Raw genomic sequence first — 22,547 nt, forward strand, 5'->3', positions numbered from 1 at the left:
TTGGGTGACCAAGGCGTTTTGCTTTAGAACGTGTTTACGATCTTATACCAGTGCAGCCGCTGATGGCGGGTCTGCACTTTTTTCTGTGCAAGCCCTGTTGATATGACCGAACCGACCTCCAACACCCCTTCTGATGCCTCCGCACCGGCGCAAGCAGCTCCGGCGGCGCCCGCAGCGGGCGGTGATACGCGTCACCAGGGCCAACGCAAACAAGAGCGCCGCGAGCCGCGCGCCGACCGCCCCGCAGGTGGCAAGCAACTGCTGAATTCCGCCATGGCAGATGCGCTGCGCGCTGCCACCAAGGGCCATGCCCTCGAAGTGGCAGAAGCGCCTGCAGAGGCTGAAGCCCCCGCTGCGGCCCCCCGCCAGGAGCGCGCTGCAGGCGAGCGCCCTGCGCGCACCGGCCAACGCCACGAGCAGCCACGCCGCAGCAACAAGCCCGGCAACGGTGCCCGCCGCGATGGCGCAGGCCAAGGCCCCCGTGGCCCACGCCGCGATGCGGCCCCTGCCGCGCCCAAGGCGCCTCCCCGCCCACGCCACCCGGTGGTCGAAAAGCTGGCTGGCATGTACCCGGCGCTCTTTGGCGAGCAGCCGCTGCCGCTCAAGCGCGGCATCTTTCAGGATCTGATGGCTGCCCACCCCGACGCGTTCGACAAGAACGAGCTGAAGGTGGCGCTGGGCCTGCACACGCGCTCCACGCGCTACCTGAACGCCGTGGCCATGGGCCAGCCGCGCCACGATCTGCAAGGCAATGTGGTGGAAGCCATGGCGCCAGAGCACGTGTTCCACGCGCTGGTCGAGGCTTTCCGCCGCCGCAAGCCGCGTGACGGTGAAGACCTGCAGGTCAAGCTGCGTCGCCGTATGGGCATGGCCTACATCGCCTCCAACCTGTCGCGCGATGCCTTCCTGGAGCGTGTGCAGGTGAAGGACGAAGCCACCCAGGCTCTGCTTGGCGCTGCCATGCAGGAAGTGGCCGAATTCGATGCCAAGGCCGAGGCGCTGGCTACTGCCCACGCTGCCAGCGGCAAGAGCGTGGCCGAGTTTGCCGACATGTACGGCATGCACCCAGCCGCTGCCGAGCGCCACCTGCAACGCGCTGCCCAGATCAAGGCCATTGCCGCGGCGCCTGCTGCAGCCCCTGTGGCAGCCGAGCCCGCAGAAGACGGCGAAGCCGCTGCCGAATAAGCAGCACACACAATAGACAGCAAAGCGTCTATTGCTCCAAAAATAATAGCTGCTGGCGCTCTACCAATGAGCACCAGCAGCTATTTTCATATCAAAAACACGCTTGATGCAGTGGTTGCTGCCGCGTACACTGGCAGCAACCAGGAGAAGCCTATGTCCCCCACCCCCTCCCGTCGCCGTTGGCTGCGCAAGTTCTGGGGCGCGGTGTGCGTGATTGTCGGCCTCGTCAGTATCGCGGCAGGCCTGGAGTCGGTGATTCTGGAATAGAGGCCAGACACAGGGCGCTTTCGCGCCTTGTGCTTCATGTCGTGCCTCAGCGGGCCGACAGCGCCCGCTCAATCGCCGCCTGCAGCCTGGCGGGTTTGGTCATTGGTGCAAAGCGCTGCACAGTGCGGCCATCGCGTCCCACCAGAAACTTGGTGAAGTTCCACAGAATGCGGCCACCCAGCACCCCCGGCGCCTGGGCCTTGAGCCAGGCAAACAGTGCATCGGTGTGCGGGCCATTCACTTCCACCTTGGCCAGGCTGGGAAAGCTGGTTGCAAAGCGAACCTCGCAAAACTGCGCAATCTCGGCATTGCTGCCCGGCGCCTGTGCGCCAAACTGGTTGCACGGCACACCCAATACCTGCAGGCCCTGGGCGCCGTATTGCTGCTGCAGCGCCTCCAGCCCCGCCAGTTGCGGCGTGAAGCCGCAGGCTGTGGCAGTGTTGACGATCAGCAGGACCTGATTTTGATAGCGCGACAGCGGCACAGGCTGTGCGCTGGCATCATGCAGAACAAAATCTTTGACGGAGTGGGTGGTGTTGGGCGCCATGCCCGCATGTTACGGCAGCTTGGATTCAATGGCTGCAATCAGCGATGCCGACAGCACCAGCGCGCCGCCCAGCAGCAGGCGGCCCGAGAGCACGGCGCCTTCGATCAGCACGTTCGACGCGCTGGCAAATACCACTTCGGACAGCATCACCACGGCCGCCGTGGTGGCAGCAAGGCGCGAAGCGCCGTATTGCAGCGTCCAGTTGCTGAGCATGATGAGCACGGCCACCACCAGCACCATCAGCGGCCAGCCCCATTGCAACGCAGGCAGAGGCGAAATGCGGCCCAGGTAGAGACCCAGGAGCGACATCAGCCCGGCCGCGATCACGCCGCCAAAGAACATGGCAAGCATGCGCGCCTCACCCGGCACCTTGTACTGGCTGCGCAGGACGACATTGGTTCCGGCAAAGGTAAAGCCGCCTGCAATGGCCAGCAGGTCGGGCAGGGAGAGGTTGGCCGTCAGGCTCGCCCAGGTGGCGCCGGGCGGAATCATCACGATCAGCACGCCGCTGAAGGCAAGGAAGAGGCGCAGGATAGAGTACTTGTTGGGTTTTTCACCCAGAAAGTACCAGGCCAGCAAGACCGACCAGGCGGGCATCAGATAGAACAGCAGCACCACGCGCACCACATCGCCCGTGGTGGCCGCCCAGTTGAACAGCACATTGGTGGTGCCCGAGGTGAAGGCGAGCAGCAGCAGCAAGGGGTGGCGTCGCGCAATGCCTGCCGCATGGGGCTTGAGCAGCAGCAGGCCGCAGAACAGGATGAGATACACCAGCGCCGTGCCCAGCACCGGGTGCACGCCCAGCGCTTGCAGCTGGCGGAAGGGCCACCAGATCGTGCCCCAGATCAGGGCATTGGTCATCAGGGCGAGAAAGGGCAGCGCAGTTTGCATGAAAAACGGTGCTTGCGCCCGTCTGTCAAGCGCTATTAGCTATATATTTTGTAGTGGTAATGGCCCGTGGCCACGGTATGGCAGTGCATGGCAATGCCTGCGGCCTGCCGTTTTCCGCCTCTCGCCTGCTAGTGGCAGTGGTCGTTGCGGGCGATATCAAGCAGCCGCTCGACCTCTTGCGTGTGCTGCTTGCAATTATGCCGGTGCCACAGGCCAATCAGCCACATGATGCCCGCGACCAGCAGGCCGAAGCAGGTGATGGCGCCATAGGCCGACAGGCCCATCTTGGTGAATAGGCTGTAGACCACGCCCAGCGCCAGGATGCAGGCCTGCTCGTTGAAGTTCTGCACGGCAATCGAGCGGCCCGATCCCATCAGGTTGTGGCCGCGGTGCTGTAGCAGGGCATTCATTGGAACCACGAGGAACCCGCCCAGGCCACCCAGCACGATGAGGAAGGGTACGGCCAGCCAGATGTTGTGGATGAAGTTCATGCACACCACCAGCAAGCCCATGGCGATGCCCAGCGGGATGACCTTGGTGGCGCCATCGAGCTTCATGCGCATCGATGCCAGCACCGCGCCCACGGCCGTGCCGATGGCGACCACGCCCACCAGCGCAGACGCCTTGGTGGTGCTGTAGCCCAGGGCCACGGCGCTCCAGGCCAGCACGATGTAGCGCAGGTTGCCGGAAACCCCCCAGAACAAGGTGGTGGTGGCGAGCGAGATCTGGCCGAGCTTGTCTCGCCACAGGCGACCATTGCACTGCCAGAAGTCCGGCAGCAGGTCCATGATGTTGGAGGCCATGCTGCGCGACGCATCCTGGCGCAGCGGCACCAGCTCGGTGTTGGTGCGCGGAATGCGGGTGTTGAACCAGGCGGCGATGGCGTACAGAAGGCCGATCACGCAGATGGCCGCTTCCGACGGTGTGTCGATGGGGGTATCGATCAGCGGTAGATCGAACGACAGCAGCCAGCTCGACACCTGCACACCCACCAGTTGCCCGCCCAGCAGCACGCCCAGGATGATGGAGGTGATCGTCAGCCCCTCGATCCAGCCATTGGCACGCACCAGCTGGCTGGGGGGCAGCAGCTCGGTCAGGATGCCGTACTTGGCGGGAGAGTAAGCGGCCGCTCCCAGGCCCACCACGGCGTAGGCCATCAGCGGATGGGAGCCGAACAGCATCAGAAAGCATCCCACCACCTTGATGGCGTTGCTGACAAACATGACCTTGCCCTTGGGATACGCATCGGCAAATGCACCCACAAAAGGCGCCAGCACCACGTAGAACAGGGCAAACATGGGCACCAGGGCGGCGCGCTGCCACTCGGGAGCGCCGGCATTGATCAACAGGTCAACCGCCGCCACGAACAGTGCATTGTCGGCCAGCGAGCTGAAAAACTGCGCCGACATGATGGTGTAGAAACCGCGCTTCATTCGATAGGAGAAAGATAAGGTGGGCTAATGGCGCGAGAAATATATGCAAGCTGCGGGCAAGCAGGCGTGGTTATAGCACGCAGGGTGGCCGGCAAGGTGCCAGAATATCAAGGCGTTTTCACTTAGATCCGCTAACACAACCCTTGTATGTCGTTGCTACGTCGGGGGCGCCTGGCCTTTTCGTACGGTTTTGTACTGCCTGCGGCTTCGCCTGACGCTGCCCGGCCTGACGTGGCCCGGCGCTTGGTCTCAACCGCAAATCTGCGATTTGCTGGCTTGTGTCAGCGGACGATCTCTTCGCGCCGCTGCAGGGCACCGGTGACAACGCCCCTGAGGTTTTCCATTGTCTTGTTGTGAGTCTTCTCCATGCCGCGTCCCATTCTAGCCACCATTCATACCGCTGCTGTGCAACATAACCTGGCGCGCGCCAGACAGGCCGCACATGACGCCAGATTATGGTGCGTGGTGAAAGCGAACGCTTACGGTCATGGTATTGAAAACGTGTTTGAGGGCATGCGCGCCGCCGATGGTTTTGCGCTGCTGGAGCCTTCGGAGGCTGAACGCATCCGCAATCTGGGCTGGCGCGGGCCTATTTTGCTGCTTGAAGGCGTTTTTGACGCGCGCGATCTGGAACTGTGCTCGCGCCTGAACCTGTGGCACGCCGTGCACTGCGACCAGCAGATCGACTGGCTGGCCGCCCACAAGACGCAGCAGCCGCACCGCGTCTTCCTGAAGATGAACTCGGGCATGAACCGCCTGGGCTTCACGCCCGAGCGCTACCGCTCGGCCTGGGCGCGCCTCAATGCGCTGCCCCAGGTGGACGAAATCTCGTTCATGACCCATTTCAGCGATGCCGATTCCGCCAAGGGCATCGGCCCCCAGCTTGCCGTGTTTGAAGAAACCACCCGCGATCTGCCCGGTGAGCGCTCCATCTGCAACAGCGCTGCCATGCTGCGCTACCCCGACATGCCCGCCCAGGCACGCGGCGACTGGGTGCGCGGCGGCATTTTGCTGTACGGCAGCGCGCCGGATTTCCCCGAAAAAACCGTGGATGACTGGGGCCTGCAGCCGACGATGACCCTGTCCACCAAGGTGATCGGGGTGCAGAACCTCCAGCCGGGGGACACCGTGGGCTATGGCTCGCGCTTTACCGCCGAGCAGCCCATGCGCATCGGCGTTGTCGCCTGCGGCTATGCCGACGGCTACCCGCGCCACTGCGGCACCGGCACGCCGGTGCTGGTGAATGGCCAGCGCTCGCGCCTCGTGGGCCGTGTCAGCATGGACATGATCACGGTGGACCTGACAGGCATTGCCGATGCGGGCTTTGGCAGCGAGGTCACGATGTGGGGCCGTGCCTCGAATGGCGCCGTGCTTCCCATCGACGAAGTGGCGCAGGCGGCAGGCACCGTGGGCTACGAACTGATGTGTGCAGTGGCCCCGCGCGTGCCGATGGTGGTCGACGGCCGCTAGCCTCCATTCATCCTAGCCATAAAGCTGCCTGGCGCCCAATGAGTGGGCGCCGGCAGCTATTTTTTTGATAGTTGCTGAAGCCTTTGAATGAATGCGGGTTTTCCCTGGCTGCAACAGGGTTAGTGCAGAGATATGCCGTTTAACGTACAGTTTTGTACGGATAAACCATTTGCATACCTATGAACACCCGAGAACGCCAACCCCGCAGCGATGCGCTGGCCCACCGCAGCCAGCTGCTGGAAGCGGCCCTGCACGTATTCACCGAGCAGGGTGTGACCGTGGCGCTGGACGTGGTGGCCGAGCGCGCCGGCGTCAGTCGCACCACGCTCTACCGCAATTTTGCGGACCGTACCGCCTTGATTGCTGCGCTGCTGTGGCACATCGTGGACCGTCTGGACGAAAAGGCCCGGCGGCTGCAGGTCAGTGAAGGCGACGGCGCGCTGTTCGAATTTCTGCGCCTGTGGGCGCGCGAAGCGGTGCTGACCGTGCCGGTGACGGATTACTGGCGCTCGCTGCCGCAGGACAACCCGCTGGTGCAGGACCTGCGCGAACGCCTGCTGGGCGTCGTCGAGCCGCTGCTCTCGCGCGCCGTGCAGGCGGGCCTGTGCCGGGCCGATCTGCAGCCCGCCGACCTGCTGTTGATCGTGGGCATGTTCAGCGCCGCGCGGCGCGGCCAGACGCCGCAGGAGCGCCTGGCGCTGAGCGACCGTGCCTGGCTCCTGATCACCGAAGGGCTGCGGCCCGCCGCGCAAGAGGCGCGCTAACCATGCAATACCGTTACGTGGAGCAGCCCCCCGACTGGGAAGAGCACGAGCGCCCTGCGATGCCCGGCTCTCCCGCGCGCCTGCAGCACTCGCTGGCGCGGCGTCTGGCCTATGTGGCGGTGGGTCTGTTTGTGGGCCTCGTGGGGGGGCTGGGCAATGGCCTGGTGACTGCCAACCTCACGGCCATTCAGGGCCAATTGGGGCTCACCCAGGTCGAGGCCGCCTGGTTGCCCGCTGCCTATGTGATGGTGAACGTGACAGCCAATCTGCTCGTCTTCAAATCGCGCCAGCAACTGGGCCTGCGCGTTTTTGCCGAATGGGGGCTGGGCATCTATGCCATGCTGGCGCTGGCCCACGTATTTGTCGAGGGCTACACCATGTCGCTGGTGGTGCGAGGTGTCAGCGGCTTTGCAGGCGCCACCACCACGTCGCTCGCCGTGATGTATGTGATGCAGGGCCTGCCGATGGCGCGTATTCCGGCGGCGCTGATTCTGGCGATGAACATGTCGTCGGTGGCCGTGCCTCTGGCCTGGGTGCTTTCGCCAGCGTTGGTCACCATCAATCCCTGGCCCCATCTCTATGCCTTTGAAGCGGGCCTGGCCCTGCTGGCGTTTGCGGCGGTGGTGCTGCTCAAGCTGCCCAAGGGCATGCAGATCCATGTGTTCGAGCCGCTTGATCTACTGACCTTCGCCCTGGTGGCGCCCGCCGTGGCCCTGCTGTGCGCGGTGCTGGCCCAGGGCGTGAATGCCTGGTGGCTGAATGCGCCCTGGCTGGCCTATGCCTTGATTGCATCGATCGTGCTGTTCACGCTGGCGGGCATTCTGGAGTACAGCCGACGCACGCCGCTGATTCAGCTGCGCTGGCTGCTGCATCCTTCCACATTGATGTTCATGGCCGGTGCGCTATTGATGCGCTTCATGATTTCGGAGCAGAACTATGGCGTGGTCGGCCTGCTGCGGGCCATGGGCCTCACCCCGGATCAGCTTCAACCCCTGTACGGCGTGATTCTGACGGGCATGCTGGTGGGCGTGGTCGCCGGGGCGCTCACCTTCAGCGCCAATACCATCCTGCCGCAGATTCTGGTGTCCATCCTGCTGATCTGCATTGGCGGCTATCTGGATCTGCATTCCACCAGCCAGAGCCGTCCGCACGATTTCTTCTTCAGCCAGTTTCTGGTGTCCTGCGCTGCAGCACTGTTCATGGGGCCGCTGATGATGATCGGCTTCAAGCATGCCATGAGCCAGGGCGCAGACCACATGATCACCTTCATTGTGCTGTTCTCCGTCACCCAGAGCGTGGGCGGGCTGATGGGCTCTGCCCTGCTGGGCACCATCCAGCAGGCGCGTGCCCAGGTGTATACCCAGGCCATTGCGCGCGAAATGCCTGCCACCGACGCGCTGGTCAACCAGCGCCTGGCCCAAACCCAGGCCAGCTACAGCAAGCTCATCACCGACCCCGTGCAGCGCAACGCCCAAAGCCGTGCGCAATTGGCGCAGACCGTCAAGCGCGAGGCGGCTGTGCTGGCCTTCAACGACGTGTTCCGCGTGATCGGCACCATGGCGCTCAGCTTTCTGGGCTGGGCCCTTTACCGCGCGCTGCGCCTGCGCTTTCTGGCCTGGCTGGGCCGCCGCCGCGCGGCGCGGGCTGTTGCTGAGGCCTCCTTTTGAATCCGTGCGTCCAAAGCAAATAAAACAATGACAAATCCTGTATCCACACCCTCTACCCCATCGGCAGCCCCTGCCGCTCCTGCTCCTGCCGCACCTGTGGCGGAGCCTTCCCCCACCGCCAAGCTGATCCGTCCCAGCTTCAAGGCTATCGGCCTGATGCTGCTGGTGGCGGTGGTTGGCATTCTGCTGGTGCTCTGGGCCTGGAAACTGCCGCCCTTCGCGTCTTCCACCATGCGCACCGACAACGCCTACGTGCGGGGCCAGATCACCGTGCTGGCACCGCAGGTGAGTGGTTATGTGAATGAAGTGAACGTGGCCGATTTCGGCCATGTGAAGCAGGGCGATGTACTGCTGCGCATTGACGACCGTATCTACCAGGAGAAGGTGGCACAGGCCCGGGCGCAGCTCGACAACGCCCGCGCGCAGCTGGCCAATTCCGACCAGACCCAGGCGCAGAACCGCGCCAATCTGGGCGCGCGCAAGGCCAGCCTGTCGGCTGTTGCCGCAGAGTCGCGCCGCGCCGCCGCCGATCTGCAGCGCGTGGAAGAGCTGGCCGCCAAGGGCTCGGTGTCGTTGCGCGAGCGCGACCAGTCGCGTGCCACCTCGCAGCTGGCCAAGGCCAATGTGGAAAAAGCCGAGGCCGACATCCATATCGGCGAGCAGTCCATCAAATCCACCCAGGTGGCGCGCGCCAGCCTGGAGGCGCAGGTCAAGGCCGCCGAAGCCCAGCTGGGGCTGGCCCAGATCGATCTGGACAACACCGTGGTGCGTGCGCCGCGCGATGGGCAGGTGAGCGAGTCGTCGGTGCGCACCGGCCAGTATGTGGCGGCGGGCTCGCAGCTGCTGTTTCTGGTGCCCGACAAGCTGTGGGTGGTGGCCAATTTCAAGGAAACGCAGACCGCGCACATGCACGTCGGCCAGCGGGCCAGCTTCACGGTCGATGCCTTGGAGGGTGGGAAGCTGAACGGCTACATCGAACAGATTGCACCCGCAACGGGTTCGGAGTTCAGCGTGATCAAGGCTGACAACGCTTCGGGCAACTTCATCAAGATCGTGCAGCGCCTGCCTATCCGCATTGCGATCGATGCCGATCAGGAGCTGGCCGCGCGCCTGCGCCCGGGCATGTCGGTGGAGGTATCCGTCGACACCCGTGCCGCCGAGCAGGCCGCCAAGGAAAATGCTGCAAAAACAGGAGCCGCAAAGTGATCAGCAGCAAGCGCACGCTCTTCTTTTTTAGCCCCCTCATAGCTGCGGCCTTGCTCAGCGGCTGCGCGCCTGCACTGCGCCAGGCGCCGCCAGACAGCCGTGCAGGCCTGCCCACCCGCTGGGCCTACCAGGGCGAAGGCGATCAGGGCGAAGGCGATCAGGGCGCATCGACCCCCATTGTGGCGCAGTGGTGGCAGGCGCTGGGCGATGCCGAGTTGAGCCGCCATGTGGAGGCAGCGCTGGCACGCAACGCCAACCTGCAGGTGGCCGGTACGCGCGTGGCAGCGGCGCGCGCGCAGTTGCAGGCGGCCGACGCTGCGCTGCTGCCCAACCTCAACCTGGGCGCCAGCGCCGGGGTGACGCATACCTTGACGCCCGTAGGTATCACCACCTCGCGCAGCCTGCAGCCGCAACTGCAGGCGAGCTGGGAGCCTGATCTGTGGGGGCGCCTTGCGGACAGAGCCAGCACCGCCGATCTGCAGTACCGTGCCACCCAGGCCGACCGCGATGCTGTGGCACTGACGGTGGCCGCCACCACGGCGCAGACCTATGTGGACCTGCTGGCGCGCGAAGCCCAGCTGGCCCAGACACGCCAAACCCTGCATACCCGGCGCCAGGCCTTGCAGCTGGCGCAGGACCAGGAATCGGTCGGCTACATCTCCAAACTGCAGGTAACGCAGGCGCAGGCCGAGATGGAATCGGTGCAGCAGCAGATTCCCGCGCTGGAGATGGCCATTGCGCGCCAGTTCAATGCCTTGCAACTGCTGGCAGGCGATGTGCCTGCGCGGCGCGATACAGCGCAGGCCGATGGCAAGGCCTTTGCCGCCCTGGCGGTGCCTGCGGTACCGGCCAGCCTGCCGTCCGAGCTGCTGCGCCGCCGGCCTGACCTGGTGCAGGCGGAACTGGCCCTGGCCGCCAGCGATGCCAATCTGCGCGCCAGCCGCGCGGCCTACCTGCCGCAGGTCAGCCTCAGCGCCAGTGCGGGGCGCCTGTTTGTCAATGCCATCGGCTACAACCCGATCAATGTCTGGAGCCTGGGCGCAAGTGCGCTCGCCCCATTGTTCGATGGGGGGCGGCTCGACGCGCAGTACGGCACGGCCACTGCGCAGCGCGACCAGGCGGCCTACGCCTACCGGGGCGCGGTTCTGTCAGCTTTGGGCGATGTGGAAAACGCCCTCGTGGGTGTGGATCGACTGGATGTGCAATTGCAGACGGCCAAGCGCCGCCGCGCCGTGCTGGCGCAAACCTATGGCTATGCCAAGGACCGCTATGGCGCAGGCTACGCGTCGTACCTGGAGCAGATCGATGCCCAGCGCAACCTGTTTCAGGCGGAGATCGAAGTCATCAACCTGCGCCAAAGCCAGATGGACAACCTGATTGCCCTGTACCGGGCACTGGGTGGCGGGTGGTCGGCTGCGCAAGTGTTGCCCGCAGAGCCTGGCACACATTAAACAGCGCTTAATGTGTGCTGGTCTAGCCAGACCCAGCGTTGCGCCAAATCCTCAGCATTGCAAGCAATCTGTGATCGGAAGGCTGCTTGAAGGTCAGGTACTCTGCCGTCGTTCCATAATGCGCAATGCCCCATTTTTGGGCGTTCTTGCAGACCACGAAGGCGCACGGTTGCGCCTGTGCAGGCGCCTGGCATTGCTTTCATGTCCGAGACCGTTGTTTTGCGTGGGCCCGAGCGGCCCGATCTGTTGCGCCACGAAGTGCTGGCCGACCTGTTTGAAGCCACCGCCTATGCCCACCCGGAAACCACGGCGCTGATCGCTGGCGGCCAGCAGTTGAGCTACGCACAGCTCGATGCCGACGCCAGCCGCGCCGCGCACCGGCTGATCGAGGCGGGTATCGGCCCCGGCGACATGGTGGGGCTGTGGCTGCCGCGCGGCATTGCGCTGCTCACCCTGCAGTTGGCCATCGCCAAGACAGGGGCTGCCTGGCTGCCGTTCGACAGCGAAACCCCACCCGAGCGCATTGCCACCTGCCTGGATGACGCGCAGGCCAAAGCGCTATTGATTGCAGAGCAGACACCGCGCGACGGACTTGCGCAAGCGGGTGTTCTGGCCTTGATGCTGGATGATGCGCAACTGCTGGCGCCGCTGCCGGGCGGTACCGTGCTGCGCCGCCGCAGCCATGCGCAGCCAGGCGACCCTGCCTATGTCATCTACACCAGCGGATCGACGGGCAAGCCCAAGGGCATTGCCATCACGCAGGGCAGCATCTGCCATTTTCTGCGCAGCGAAAACGCGCGTCTGGGCGTGCGCCTGGGCGACAAGGTCTACCAGGGTTTCTCGGTCGCGTTCGACATGTCGTTCGAGGAAATCTGGATCAGCTACCTGGTGGGCGCCACCTTGTGGATCGCGCCGCGCGAGATTGCGGGTGACCCCGAAGCCCTTCCCGCTGCGCTGGTCGAGCAGCAGGTGACGGTACTGCATGCGGTGCCCACGCTGCTGGCCTTGTTTGCCCACGATGTGCCCAACCTGCGCATCATCAACCTGGGCGGCGAAATGTGCCCCGAGGCGCTGGTGGCGCGCTGGGCGCAGTCCAGCACCGGGTCGCCGCGCCAGATGTTCAACACCTATGGGCCGACCGAAGCCACGGTGTCGGCGAGCCTTGCCGAGTTGAAGGCGGGCGAGCCCGTCACCATTGGCACACCCCTGCCCAACTACAGCATGGTGGTGGTGCAGGTGATCGATGCGGACAGCTTTCCCGCAGGCACGGCGCCCACCCTGGTGGGCCTGCCAGCGGGCGAGACGGGCGAGCTGTGCATCACCGGCCCCGGCGTGGCTGCCGGTTACCTGGGCCGCCCCGAGTTGACGGCCGAGAAGTTTCTGGACAACCCCTGGACCGCCGGGCCGCACGACATGCGTCTGTACCGCACGGGCGATCTGGCGCGCATTGACGAACACGGCCAGATGCAATGCCTGGGCCGGGCCGATGACCAGGTGAAGATCCGGGGCTTTCGCGTGGAGCTGGGCGAGATTGAAGCCGTACTGGCCCAGCAGCCGGGCGTGGGCACCACGGCGGTGCTGCTGCGCTGTGACGATGGCATGGACCAGCTTGTCGCCTTCTATGTACCCACGGATGTGCCGGGCACCGCGGTGCCGCCCACGCACACTACCTTGCGCAATGCCCTGGCCGAGCGTCTGCCTCCCTACATGGTGCCCGCGCGCTTCGAGGCACTGGCAGAGATGCCGCGGCTGACCTCCGGCAAGATCGACCGCAAGGCACTCAAGGCCATGGAACTGGCGGCAGCGGTGAACAGCACCGATTCCGACACCGCCCAGACGCCTGCGGAAGAAGTGCTGTTTGCCGCGCTCGCCAAGCTGTTCCCGGGGCAACCGATACGCCGGTCGCTGGATTTCTTCAGCGATCTGGGCGGCCACTCCTTGTTCGCCGCGCGGCTGACATCGCAGCTGCGTGCCGACCCGCGCTTTGCGCAGGCCACGGTCAGCACCATTTACCAGCAGCGCCAGATTGGCCGCATCGCCGACGCCTTGCAGTCTGCGATGGCCGATGAAAGCGCTCCTGCAGCCGAGCGGCCGTTTCGCACGCACTCTGCGCTGCGCCGCTGGCGCTGTGGCGCGGCGCAGGCGGCAGCCATACCATTTCTGGTGCTGATCAAGATGGCGCAGTGGCTTGCACCGTTCTTCACCTACCATTTCTTCACAGGCGACGAAAATGACTCGGTGCCGTTTGCCATCGCCATCTCGGTGCTGGCATTTGCCATTGCCACGGTGCTGGAATTTGCCGTGGCCTGGGCAGGCAAATGGCTGGTGGCTGGCCGCCTCAAGGCAGGGCGTTATCCGCTGTGGGGGGTGACGTACTTCCGCTGGTGGTTTGCTGACCGGCTGGTGGAGGCCGTGCCGGTGGCGATGATCACCGGCTCCTCGCTCTTCCCGCTATGGCTGCGCGCGCTGGGCGCCAGGGTGGGCAAGGAGGTGGTGCTGGGTTCGCTCACGGTGCGTGCACCCGATCTGCTGACCATTGGCGACGGTGCCAGCGTGGGCAATGCCGTCAACCTGGAAAACGCTCGCGTCGAAGGCGGCTGGCTGCTGCTGGGCCGCATCGACATCGGCGCCAACGCCTGCATCGGCTCTTACGTGGTGCTGGAAGGCAACACCGACCTGGGCGACTGGGCCCACCTGGAAGGGCAGTCTGCCCTGACCGATGGGCAGGCACAACCCGCGCGCACCGTGTGGGCAGGCTCGCCTGCGCAGCACGTATCGGCTTTTGACGAAACGGCCATGCCCGAGCGCATCTCGCCCAGTGCGGCCTGGCGCAGCTGGGAGATGCTGGTGTTTGCCATGGGCGGGTTGCTGATTGCCACCCTGTTCTTCATGCCGGTGTTCCCTACCTTCCTGCTGATCGACTGGCTGGATGTGGATTCGATCTCGGTACGCCCCTTGATCGAAGACGGCACGGTCGATGCGCTGGGCGCGTTCATCTTGCGCTTCTTCAAATTCTTCGTGCTGGCGCTGCCCGCCAGCCTGGTGCTGGTGGTCTGCACCATGCTGGTGGCCGCGCTGATCCGCTACCTGCTGCTGCCTCGGCTGCGGCCGGGCACCTGGTCGGTGCACAGCAAGCGCTACCTGGGCAAGTGGCTCACCAACCAGATCCAGGAGGCCAGCCTGGGAACCCTCCACGGCATTTATGCCACCGTGTATTCGGCCACCTGGTACCGCATGCTGGGCGCCAAGGTGGGCAAGCGCACCGAGCTGTCCACCGCCCTGGGCGTGGTGCCCGACATGCTGACCCTGGGGGATGAATGCTTTGTGGCCGATGCAGTGATGCTGGGCGACGAGCGCATCGACGGCGGCTACATGACGGTGCAGCCAACGGTGGTGTCGCGCCGCAGTTTCATTGGCAACGGCGCCTATGTACCTGATGGTTCCACCATTCCTGAAGGCGTGCTGATCGGTGTGATGTCGGCCGTGCCGCGCAATGCCGACATGCAGGACGGCCAGACCTGGATCGGCTCGCCTGCGATGAATCTGCCTGCGCGCGAAGTGGTGCAGGGCTACCCCGATCACCTGACCTTTGCACCTTCGCGCAAGCGCATCCTGGGGCGGGGCCTTGTCGAGGCCTTCCGCATTGGCGCGCCGCACGCACTGGTGATTGCTGCGGGCTACGCCATCGTGCTCGATGCCATGCCGCTCGCGTCTGCAGGCCGCTGGGGTGCGGTGGTGGTGGATCTGGCCATGGCAGGCATCGTGTTTGGCCTGGGGGCTTTCCTTGCGGTGGCCTTGTTCAAATGGCTGCTGGTGGGGCGCTACAGCAAAAAGGCGGTGCCGATGTGGACGCCCTTTGTGTGGCTGTCCGAAGCGGCAACCAGCATGTATGAAGGTATCGCCATTCCCAATTTCCTGCGTTACCTGCGCGGCACACCCTGGCTCAATCTGGCCATGAACGCCATGGGCAGCAGGATTGCCACGAGCGCCTACCTGGACACGACCGACATCACCGAGCACGATTGCGTGACCGTGGGTGCGCACAGCGAGCTGAACGCGCTTGCATGCCCGCAGACCCATTTGTTTGAAGACCGGGTGATGAAGATCGACCATGTGGTCATCGGCGAGCGAGTGACGATTGGCGCGCGCTGCACCGTGCTGTACAGCGCCCAGGTGGGCGATGGCGTGCAGCTGGGACCCATGACCCTGGTGATGAAGGGCGAAAACCTGCCTGCTGGCACCCGCTGGCACGGCGCCCCTGCAGCGCCATGGCGGGCCTGAACGCGGTGCAGCAGGCGGTATCGCTGCCTGCTGCCTGCCAGGGCACGGCGCAGGTGTTTGCGGTTTGCCTGGCGCACGTTGCGGGGCCGCCTGCACCCTTGCGTGAAAGCCTGCGCCATGCAGTGCACCAGTCCATTTGCAGTGCGTTGGCGGAGGTGCTGCAGTGCGATGCGCGGCAATTGTCTGTGCAGCGCATGCCCGGCCAGGCACCGATGCTGCTGCTGGGCGGCAGCGTGCATGCTGCCATTCGCCTCTCGGTGGCCTATGCCGGTGCGTCTGCACTGTGGGCATGGTCGGATCGTGCTGCCATTGGCGTGGATGTGCAGGCGGTGCCCGCCGATGGCGATGACGCTGAATGGCACGCCGTGGCGCGGCAGTTCATCGGGCCTGCTGCACAAGAGCTGGCACCGCTGCAAGGCACGGCCCTGCGCGCTGCCTTTGCCCAACAGTGGGCGCAGCTGGAGGCGCGGCTCAAATGTGCTGGCCTGCCGCTTGCGGAGGCGGATGCCCGCCTTTCCGGCTGGGATGCCGGCGTGCAGTGCGCGCCACTGCCCTGGCGCACGTCTGGGGGTGTTGCCGCAGTGGCCCTGGCCTGGCGTTCTTGAGGGGTTGAGCCCGGCAGCGGCACTGCTACACTGCGGGCGTCTTCACTCCCTCCCTCAAGCCGTTGGCACCAACACCCAAACGCCGCCCCGGCCACCATGCACGGCGCTATTCGAGCTGGTGGGCGCTGCGCATGCAGCCCCAGCGCATGGCGGCAGCCTTGCAGCAAAAGCACTGGTTGCGCATGCATGGCCTGTGCATGGGCTTGCTGGTGCTGCTGGTGATGTGGGTGGTAACCGCTGCCATGCTGAAGACAGGGGTGGAATCGATGGCGGTGCGCTACGCCGTCAGCCTGGGCGTGGGTTATGCCGTGTACCTGGCGGTGCTGCGGCTGTGGGCGGCCTATCTGGTGCGCAACGCATACGAGCGCAGGCGCGAAGATTCCTCGGCAGACGGCGCAGATGTTCTCGATGGGTTCCCTGATCTGCACCACCACCATGGCCCGGCTGATGTGCAGGCGGGTGGCGGCGGCGATTTTGGCGGCGGTGGCGCATCGGGCAACTGGAGCAGCGCGGCAGATGTGCCCCAGGGCGGCAGCGGCTCCTGGGTTGACAGCGTGGACATTGGCGATATCGGCGGCGGTGATGAAGGCATCGTGATCGTGCCGATCCTGGCCGTCTTTGCGGGCCTGGTGCTGGCCTTTTTTGGCCTCGGTGCCCTGCTGTGGCTGTACTTCGGGGTGGATGTGCTGCTGACCGTGGCAGTCGAGCTGGCTTTTTCGATGATGACGGCGCGTGCACTGGTGCGTGTGGAGCGCGCAGGCTGGCTGGCCTCTGCGGTGAAGCTGACCTGGAAGCCGCTGCTGGGCGCCCTGGTATGCGCTGTGGCTGTCGGAGCGCTGGCCGACTGGTGGGTGCCCGACGCAGACACCTTGCGCGAGGTGGTCACCCATGTCCGGGGCCCGCGCTGACGGGCAGATGCCGACCATATGGATACAACCAAAGGTTTGTTGGTAACCCGCGGTTTCGCTGCCATAGTACGGGTTTGGTTTTGGTATGAATAAGAAGGAATCTGTGATGTATCCCACCACATTCTTGCAGCACCGAGCGGCCCTGACCCGGGCGGCATCGGCACTGGCGGTTGCCGGCGCGCTTGCAGCCATGGCGCTGCCCGCTCAGGCGTCCACCTTCCGCTGGACGCGCTCTGCCGATCTGTCGTCGTGGGACATCCATGCGCAGAATGTCGGCGTCAACAATTCGGTGCACCGTGCGGTGTATGAGGCGCTGGTCGAATACAACAGCCAGACCCAGAAGCCAGAGCCGTCGCTGGCCGCCAAATGGGAGCGCATCAACCCCAAGCAGCTGCGCGTCACCTTGCGCGAAGGCGTCACCTTCAGCGACGGATCGCCGCTGACGGCCGATGACGTGAAGTTTTCGCTGGAGCGCGCGAAGGCCAAGACCTCGGGCTTCGTGGTCTATACGCAGGGCATCGACCGCGTGGAAGTGGTGAACCCAACCACCGTCGATATCTTTTCGGAGGTGCCCAACCCGGTGCTGGTGAACCAGCTGACCGAGCTGCGCATCATGAGCAAACCCTGGGCCGAGAAAAACAACTCTACCGTGCCCAAGGACATCAAGGCCAAGGATGAGAACTATGCCCACCGCCATGCCCTGGGCACCGGGCCACTCGTGCTCGATTCATGGTCGCCCGACTCGCGCCTGGTCCTCAAGGCCAACCCACACTGGTGGGGCAAGGGCAAGTACCCCACCAATGTGACCGAGGCGGTGTACACGCCCATCAAATCGGATGCCACGCGCACGGCAGCGCTGCTGTCGGGCGAAGTCGATTTCATCATCGACCCGAGCATGAACGATCTGCAGCGCATCAAGCAGGCGCCCAATCTGCAGGTGCTCGAATCGGCAGCGGACCGCACCATGTTCCTGGGGATGGACCAGTACCGCGATGAGCTGGAGCATTCCAGCGTCAAGGGCAAGAACCCGTTCAAGGACGTGCGCGTGCGCCAGGCGCTCTACCAGGCGATTGACATGGGCACCATCCAGCGCGTGGTGATGCGCGGCCTCGCCCAGCCCACCGGCACCTTGATCGCCCACCATGTGAACGGCTGGACCCCGCAGGTCGACAAGCGCCTGGCATTCAACCCGGAGGCATCGAAGAAGCTACTTGCGCAGGCAGGCTATCCCGATGGCTTCGAAGTGGAATTCTCGTGCCCTGCGGGCCGTTACCCGAGCGACGAGGCGCTGTGCCAGGCCATCAGCGCGCAATGGGCAAAGGTGGGTATCAGGGCCAAGCTGCGCACGCAGCCGTTTGCCACCTATTTTCCGATGATCCAGCGCTACGAGGCCAGTGTCTACCTGCTGGGCTGGTCGGTACCCACGTTTGATGCCTACTACAGCCTGCAGGCGCTGATCCGCTCGCCAGGCGGCGGTGGTGACGGCAACTTCAACCTGGGCCGTGCATCCAACCCGCAGCAGGACGCGATGATCGAGCGGGTCAAGACCGAAACCGATCTGAAGCTGCGCAACCAGCTGATTGAAAAGGTGCTCCTGAACGAACACCAGGCCATCTCGCACATCCCACTGTTCAACCTGATCACGCCCTGGGCCACGGCCAAGAAAGTGCAGATTCCGACGCGCGCGGACAACTATATTGACTGGCGTGCGCTGAAGGTCAATTGACCGGCATCCGCATTGGCTGGCTACGGGCTTGGAGGTCTGGGAGCGTCGAAGCGCACTCCAGATTCGCCAAGCCCCATTTTTTCAGATCGCCATACAGTCCACCCATAATCAACGCATGCCATCCATGCACCGCCGCCGCTCTTTCCTGCTCTGTCTGGCCGCTGCCGTGCTGGCGGGCTGTGCGTCTGATGGGCCGGGTGTTCAGCGAACGCCGGATGACGAGGCGCTCGCCAGCCTGCCCGTCAAGGTACTGATGGTTCAGGGCTTTGCCGGTGTGCATCGGGCGTTGGCGGCGCGGCTCATCATTCCCACGCAGATCCAGACCGAGACGGGTTACGGCACCATTCCAGCCATTGCGCTGGCCATGGCGCCGCATCTGCAGGAAGGCGACTCGGTGGATGTGGTGGTGGCGCCGGTTGCGGTGCTGGAGCAATTACAGGCCCAGGGGCTGGTGCGGCGGGGCAGCCTGCTGCCGGTGGTGCAGACGCCGCTGGCGGCTGCCGTAGCGGCGGGTCGAACGCTCCCGCCACTGCAGAGCGAGCAGGATGTGCGCGCGCTGTTGCAGTCGGCCCGGGCGATTGCCTACCCGTCTTCAGAAGGCAGCGCCTTCATCGAAAAGCAGTTGCTGCCCCAACTGGGCATGGCGGATACCGTGCTGCCCAAGAGCATCAAGGTGTTCGGCCCGCAGGTGGCGCAATTGGTGGCGCGGGGGGATGCCGAGCTGGGCCTGCAATTGCGCAGCGAGCTGCAGCAGTCAGGCGGTATTCGCATCGTCGGTGACCTGCCAGCGCCACTGGCCTATGCTGCCGTGTATGGCGTGGCCATTGCGGCGCACGCGCCCAGCGCAGCCGGTGCGCAGGCGCTGGCCCGCTTCTACCAGCGCGAAGCTGCGCAGCACGACTGGGCAGGAACGGGCTGGGAGGCTCCCGCAGCAGGGCGCCAGGAGCGTTGATCGGTTTATCGGTCGGGTGTTGAAAGCTGTTGTTCTGATCGCATTCACCCGCCACCAGACGTCTGGCTCAAGCCAGCGCCCGCTGCACCGCAGGCCGGGCCTTGACGCGCTCGAAATGCGCAGCCACACGCGGGAACTCCTGGATATCGACGCCGTCGCTCTTGAGCCAACCGGCCATGGTGAACAAGTAAGGGTCGGCGACGGAGTACTCGTCGCCCAGTACCCAGGTCTGGTCGCCCAGGTAGTGTTGTTCGATGAGGGTGAAGGCATCGCGCATGTTCTGCGGCACCTTGGCCTGCATGGCTTTGTGCGCGGCCTCGTCGTCTGCCCAGCGTGCGGCACGGGGGCGGTGGGCGTGGTTGATATGCACGGTCGAGGCGAGAAAGCTGTTGAATTCCTGCATATGCGCGAGGCGGAAGGGGTCGTCCAGCGGCGCCAGCTTGGCCTGTGGGTGGGTTTGCGCCACGTACAGAAGCAGTGCCAGGGTTTCCGACAGCACGCCCTGCGGTGTGCGCAGCGCAGGCACTCGGCCCTTGGGGTTGATGGCCAGATAGGCGGCGCTGCGCTGTTCGCCTTCGGCCATGTTCAGCCGCTTGGCTTCAAAGTCGGCGCCGGCTTCGTGCAGCGCAATCAGCACGGCCTGGGCGCAGGTGCCGGGGGCGTAGTATAGGGTCAGGGGGGCGCTCATTACAATCTCCTTGGGTAAAAATCAATGGTTGGCGCCCATCCATCAAGCGCCATCAGCTATGGTTTTCATACTAAACCAAGCCTTCAAACCAGGGTGTCGCGTGCCGGTCCGCCAGCACGTATACCATTGGCGGCAGTATCAGCAATCGCGGTGACATGGCCAAAGACAAATCGATTTATACCTGCAACGAATGCGGCGGCACGAGCCCGCGCTGGCTGGGCAAGTGCCCGAGCTGCGGTGCCTGGAACAGCCTGGTGGAGACGGCGGCCGAGCCTGCAGGCGGTGGCAAGAACCGCCTGAGCCAGACCGGGCGCACCGGTTATGCCGGCCAAGCGCAGGCGGTCACCCCGCTGTCGGCGATCGAAGCCACGGATGTGGCGCGCACGCCCAGCGGCATCAGCGAACTGGACCGGGTGCTGGGCGGCGGCATTGTCGAAGGTGGCGTGGTGCTGATTGGCGGAGATCCGGGCATTGGAAAGTCCACCTTGCTGCTGCAGGCAGTCGATGCGCTGCAGCGTGAGGGTTTGCCTGCGCTGTATGTGACGGGGGAGGAGAGTGGCGCGCAGGTGGCGTTGCGCTCGCGGCGCCTGGGGCTCGACAACAGCCAGGTCAATGTGCTGTCCGAAATCCAGCTGGAAAAGATTCTGGCCACTTGCGAGAGCACGCAGCCCGCTGTGGTGGTGATCGATTCGATCCAGACCATGTACTCCGACCAACTCAGCTCGGCACCCGGCTCGGTGGCCCAGGTGCGCGAATGCGCGGCGCACCTCACGCGCATGGCCAAAAGCACCGGCATTGCCGTCGTCCTGGTCGGCCATGTGACCAAGGAAGGGGCACTGGCCGGCCCGCGCGTGCTGGAGCACATGGTGGACACCGTGCTGTATTTTGAGGGTGACACGCACAGCAGCTTCCGCCTCGTGCGCGCCATCAAGAACCGCTTTGGCGCGGTCAACGAGATCGGCGTGTTCGCGATGACGGAAAAAGGCCTCAAGGGCGTTTCCAACCCGAGCGCTATTTTCTTGTCGCACCACACCGATCCGGTACCCGGCAGCTGTGTGCTGGTGACCCTGGAAGGCTCGCGCCCGCTGCTGGTCGAGATTCAGGCGCTGGTCGATGACGGTGGCCCCAGCCCGCGTCGCCTCTCCGTGGGCCTGGACCGCGACCGCCTCGCCATGCTGCTGGCCGTGCTCAACCGCCATGCTGGCGTGGCCTGCGCTGATCAGGATGTTTTCGTCAATGCCGTTGGCGGCGTGCGCATTGGCGAGCCTGCGGCTGACCTGGCGGTGATGCTGGCCATTACCAGCAGCCTGCGCGGCAAGGCGCTGCCCAAGGGCTTCATCGCATTCGGCGAAGTGGGTCTCGCCGGCGAGGTGCGCCCCGCCACGCGCGGACAGGAGCGCCTGAAGGAAGCCGCCAAGCTGGGCTTTACCGTCGCCGTCGTCCCCAAGGCCAATGCCCCCAAGAAGCCGATCGAAGGGCTGACCATCCATGCGGTGGAGCGGGTGGACGATGCGATGCAGATTGTTCGGGGGCTGGAGTAGGGCATGCAGGCATGTCCTGACGCATGCGCTCATGCATGGTGGCTTTGTGACTGCTTGCCATCCTCGCCTCAGAAATTCGAAATCATGGGTGCACTCTATGATGATGAGTATCTGTAATTTACTATATTCAGAAAATATAAATATATTATCTTTTTGATAAAAAAGCGATTTTCTTAAAAATCTACATCAAGGTGGATGTGAAATCACGTAATTCGAACTACAGCAGATAGAGAGTAGCCGGTTTTGTGCATGGCGCGGATAGCAGGTGCACTGGCGCCTGCTACCAGTAATTTACGCCGAAGCCTGACCATGCGCTGGTCAAGGTTGTTTCGGTGAATGCTTTCAATGTTCGCCCCAATCAATTCCGCTATTTGCCATCGTTCCAGTTGACTATTGCGAGATCTGGCAAACGCTCCAATGATTCGTGCCTCATGAATATAGAGTTCGACTGAGTCATTGGGACCCATCAAGGTCATCGTTTTCAAGCATAAAGTCAGATGGGTATCTGCCCCTGTTGAAGGTACTGTGCGAAGGCGACGTCCAAGCGACCCAAGGCAAGCTAGTAGTTCAAGAAAGTCAACAGGTTTCGATAACGTGATATCTGCGCCAGACTCATAGCCATGAGTTCTTTCATGTGCAGTACCTTCTCCCGTCATCATGATGATTCCAGCAAATGGCTCTGCTGCACGAAGCCTTCTGGAAAGCTCAAATCCCTCCTTGCTCGGTGGGCTCAAGCCCAGAATGTAGACATCTATAGCAGAGTGCTGGCCATTCTCCTCCAACTCCTCCGCATGACTGATCCCAATGGCATGGTGACCAGCTTGACCAAGAATGCCAACGATCGCCTCGCGCAGAGCGTCATTCCCATCAAGAATTAATATATTTAGAGATTCTATCATTTGATTTTTTCTTGAAAAAGAACGTATCAAGATAGGTATATTGCTGCTATTTTTGAATAGCTGTGA

17 protein-coding genes are annotated in these 22,547 nt (G+C 64.0%); 12 read left to right on the top strand and 5 right to left on the bottom strand.

Annotated features, from left to right (window positions below; genetic code table 11):
• Window positions 1–102 precede the first annotated feature (102 nt).
• Window positions 103–1,185 carry a ProQ/FINO family protein gene (locus tag LAD35_RS01475; RefSeq protein WP_224150998.1) on the top strand — a complete coding sequence of 361 codons (1,083 nt, stop codon included), beginning with the start codon at window positions 103–105 and terminating at the stop codon, window positions 1,183–1,185.
• Between the two features lie 313 nt (window positions 1,186–1,498).
• On the opposite strand, the gene LAD35_RS01480 is transcribed toward LAD35_RS01475, so the two are convergent.
• The 3 genes from LAD35_RS01480 to lplT all read right to left on the bottom strand — a co-directional run bounded on the left by LAD35_RS01480 (window position 1,499) and on the right by lplT (window position 4,323).
• A complete protein-coding gene (locus tag LAD35_RS01480) occupies window positions 1,499–1,999 on the bottom strand; it encodes a glutathione peroxidase (protein WP_224150999.1) in 501 nt (166 codons plus the stop codon).
• Window positions 2,000–2,008: 9 nt separating this feature from the next.
• Complete coding sequence (locus LAD35_RS01485; RefSeq protein ID WP_224151000.1) at window positions 2,009–2,890, bottom strand: DMT family transporter; 882 nt, start codon at window positions 2,888–2,890, stop codon at window positions 2,009–2,011.
• Between the two features lie 128 nt (window positions 2,891–3,018).
• Window positions 3,019–4,323, bottom strand: a complete 1,305-nt coding sequence (gene lplT / locus LAD35_RS01490; protein ID WP_224151001.1) for a lysophospholipid transporter LplT — start codon at window positions 4,321–4,323, stop codon at window positions 3,019–3,021.
• Window positions 4,324–4,689: 366 nt separating this feature from the next.
• Between lplT and alr the strand changes: the two genes are divergently transcribed.
• From alr to LAD35_RS01540, 10 genes are all read left to right on the top strand, one after another.
• The gene (alr, locus tag LAD35_RS01495) at window positions 4,690–5,793 is read left to right on the top strand and encodes an alanine racemase (protein ID WP_224151002.1); all 1,104 of its coding nucleotides are present in this window, start codon (window positions 4,690–4,692) and stop codon (window positions 5,791–5,793) included.
• Window positions 5,794–5,972: 179 nt separating this feature from the next.
• Window positions 5,973–6,557: a TetR/AcrR family transcriptional regulator gene (locus tag LAD35_RS01500; RefSeq protein ID WP_224151003.1), complete on the top strand. Its 585-nt coding sequence runs from the start codon at window positions 5,973–5,975 to the stop codon at window positions 6,555–6,557.
• 2 nt (window positions 6,558–6,559) lie between these two features.
• Entirely contained in the window at window positions 6,560–8,224 is a 1,665-nt protein-coding gene (locus LAD35_RS01505; protein ID WP_224151004.1) for an MFS transporter, read from the top strand.
• Window positions 8,225–8,251: 27 nt separating this feature from the next.
• Window positions 8,252–9,430: an HlyD family secretion protein gene (locus tag LAD35_RS01510; RefSeq protein WP_224151005.1), complete on the top strand. Its 1,179-nt coding sequence runs from the start codon at window positions 8,252–8,254 to the stop codon at window positions 9,428–9,430.
• A complete protein-coding gene (locus LAD35_RS01515) occupies window positions 9,427–10,881 on the top strand; it encodes an efflux transporter outer membrane subunit (RefSeq protein ID WP_224151006.1) in 1,455 nt (484 codons plus the stop codon). Before LAD35_RS01510 ends, LAD35_RS01515 begins: the two co-directional genes overlap by 4 nt.
• A gap of 201 nt (window positions 10,882–11,082) precedes the next feature.
• Window positions 11,083–15,162, top strand: coding sequence for a Pls/PosA family non-ribosomal peptide synthetase (locus tag LAD35_RS01520; RefSeq protein ID WP_224151007.1), 4,080 nt, complete (start codon window positions 11,083–11,085; stop codon window positions 15,160–15,162).
• Entirely contained in the window at window positions 15,150–15,767 is a 618-nt protein-coding gene (locus tag LAD35_RS01525; protein ID WP_224151008.1) for a hypothetical protein, read from the top strand. The genes LAD35_RS01520 and LAD35_RS01525 overlap by 13 nt, the downstream gene beginning before the upstream one ends.
• A gap of 62 nt (window positions 15,768–15,829) precedes the next feature.
• Window positions 15,830–16,675: a hypothetical protein gene (locus LAD35_RS01530; protein WP_224151009.1), complete on the top strand. Its 846-nt coding sequence runs from the start codon at window positions 15,830–15,832 to the stop codon at window positions 16,673–16,675.
• Between the two features lie 190 nt (window positions 16,676–16,865).
• Complete coding sequence (locus LAD35_RS01535; protein WP_224152556.1) at window positions 16,866–18,401, top strand: ABC transporter substrate-binding protein; 1,536 nt, start codon at window positions 16,866–16,868, stop codon at window positions 18,399–18,401.
• Between the two features lie 115 nt (window positions 18,402–18,516).
• Window positions 18,517–19,353, top strand: a complete 837-nt coding sequence (locus tag LAD35_RS01540; protein WP_224151010.1) for a substrate-binding domain-containing protein — start codon at window positions 18,517–18,519, stop codon at window positions 19,351–19,353.
• Between the two features lie 67 nt (window positions 19,354–19,420).
• On the opposite strand, the gene LAD35_RS01545 is transcribed toward LAD35_RS01540, so the two are convergent.
• Window positions 19,421–20,041, bottom strand: coding sequence for a glutathione S-transferase family protein (locus LAD35_RS01545; RefSeq protein WP_224151011.1), 621 nt, complete (start codon window positions 20,039–20,041; stop codon window positions 19,421–19,423).
• A gap of 155 nt (window positions 20,042–20,196) precedes the next feature.
• On the opposite strand from LAD35_RS01545, the gene radA reads away from it, so the two are divergent.
• Window positions 20,197–21,582 (top strand): DNA repair protein RadA, encoded by a 1,386-nt coding sequence (gene radA / locus LAD35_RS01550; protein WP_224151012.1) that lies wholly within the window; start codon window positions 20,197–20,199, stop codon window positions 21,580–21,582.
• A gap of 203 nt (window positions 21,583–21,785) precedes the next feature.
• Here radA and LAD35_RS01555 read toward each other — a convergent pair whose 3' ends face one another.
• Window positions 21,786–22,481, bottom strand: coding sequence for a response regulator transcription factor (locus LAD35_RS01555; protein ID WP_224151013.1), 696 nt, complete (start codon window positions 22,479–22,481; stop codon window positions 21,786–21,788).
• Window positions 22,482–22,547 lie beyond the last annotated feature (66 nt).

Source organism: Comamonas odontotermitis (assembly GCF_020080045.1).
GTDB lineage: Bacteria > Pseudomonadota > Gammaproteobacteria > Burkholderiales > Burkholderiaceae_C > Comamonas > Comamonas odontotermitis.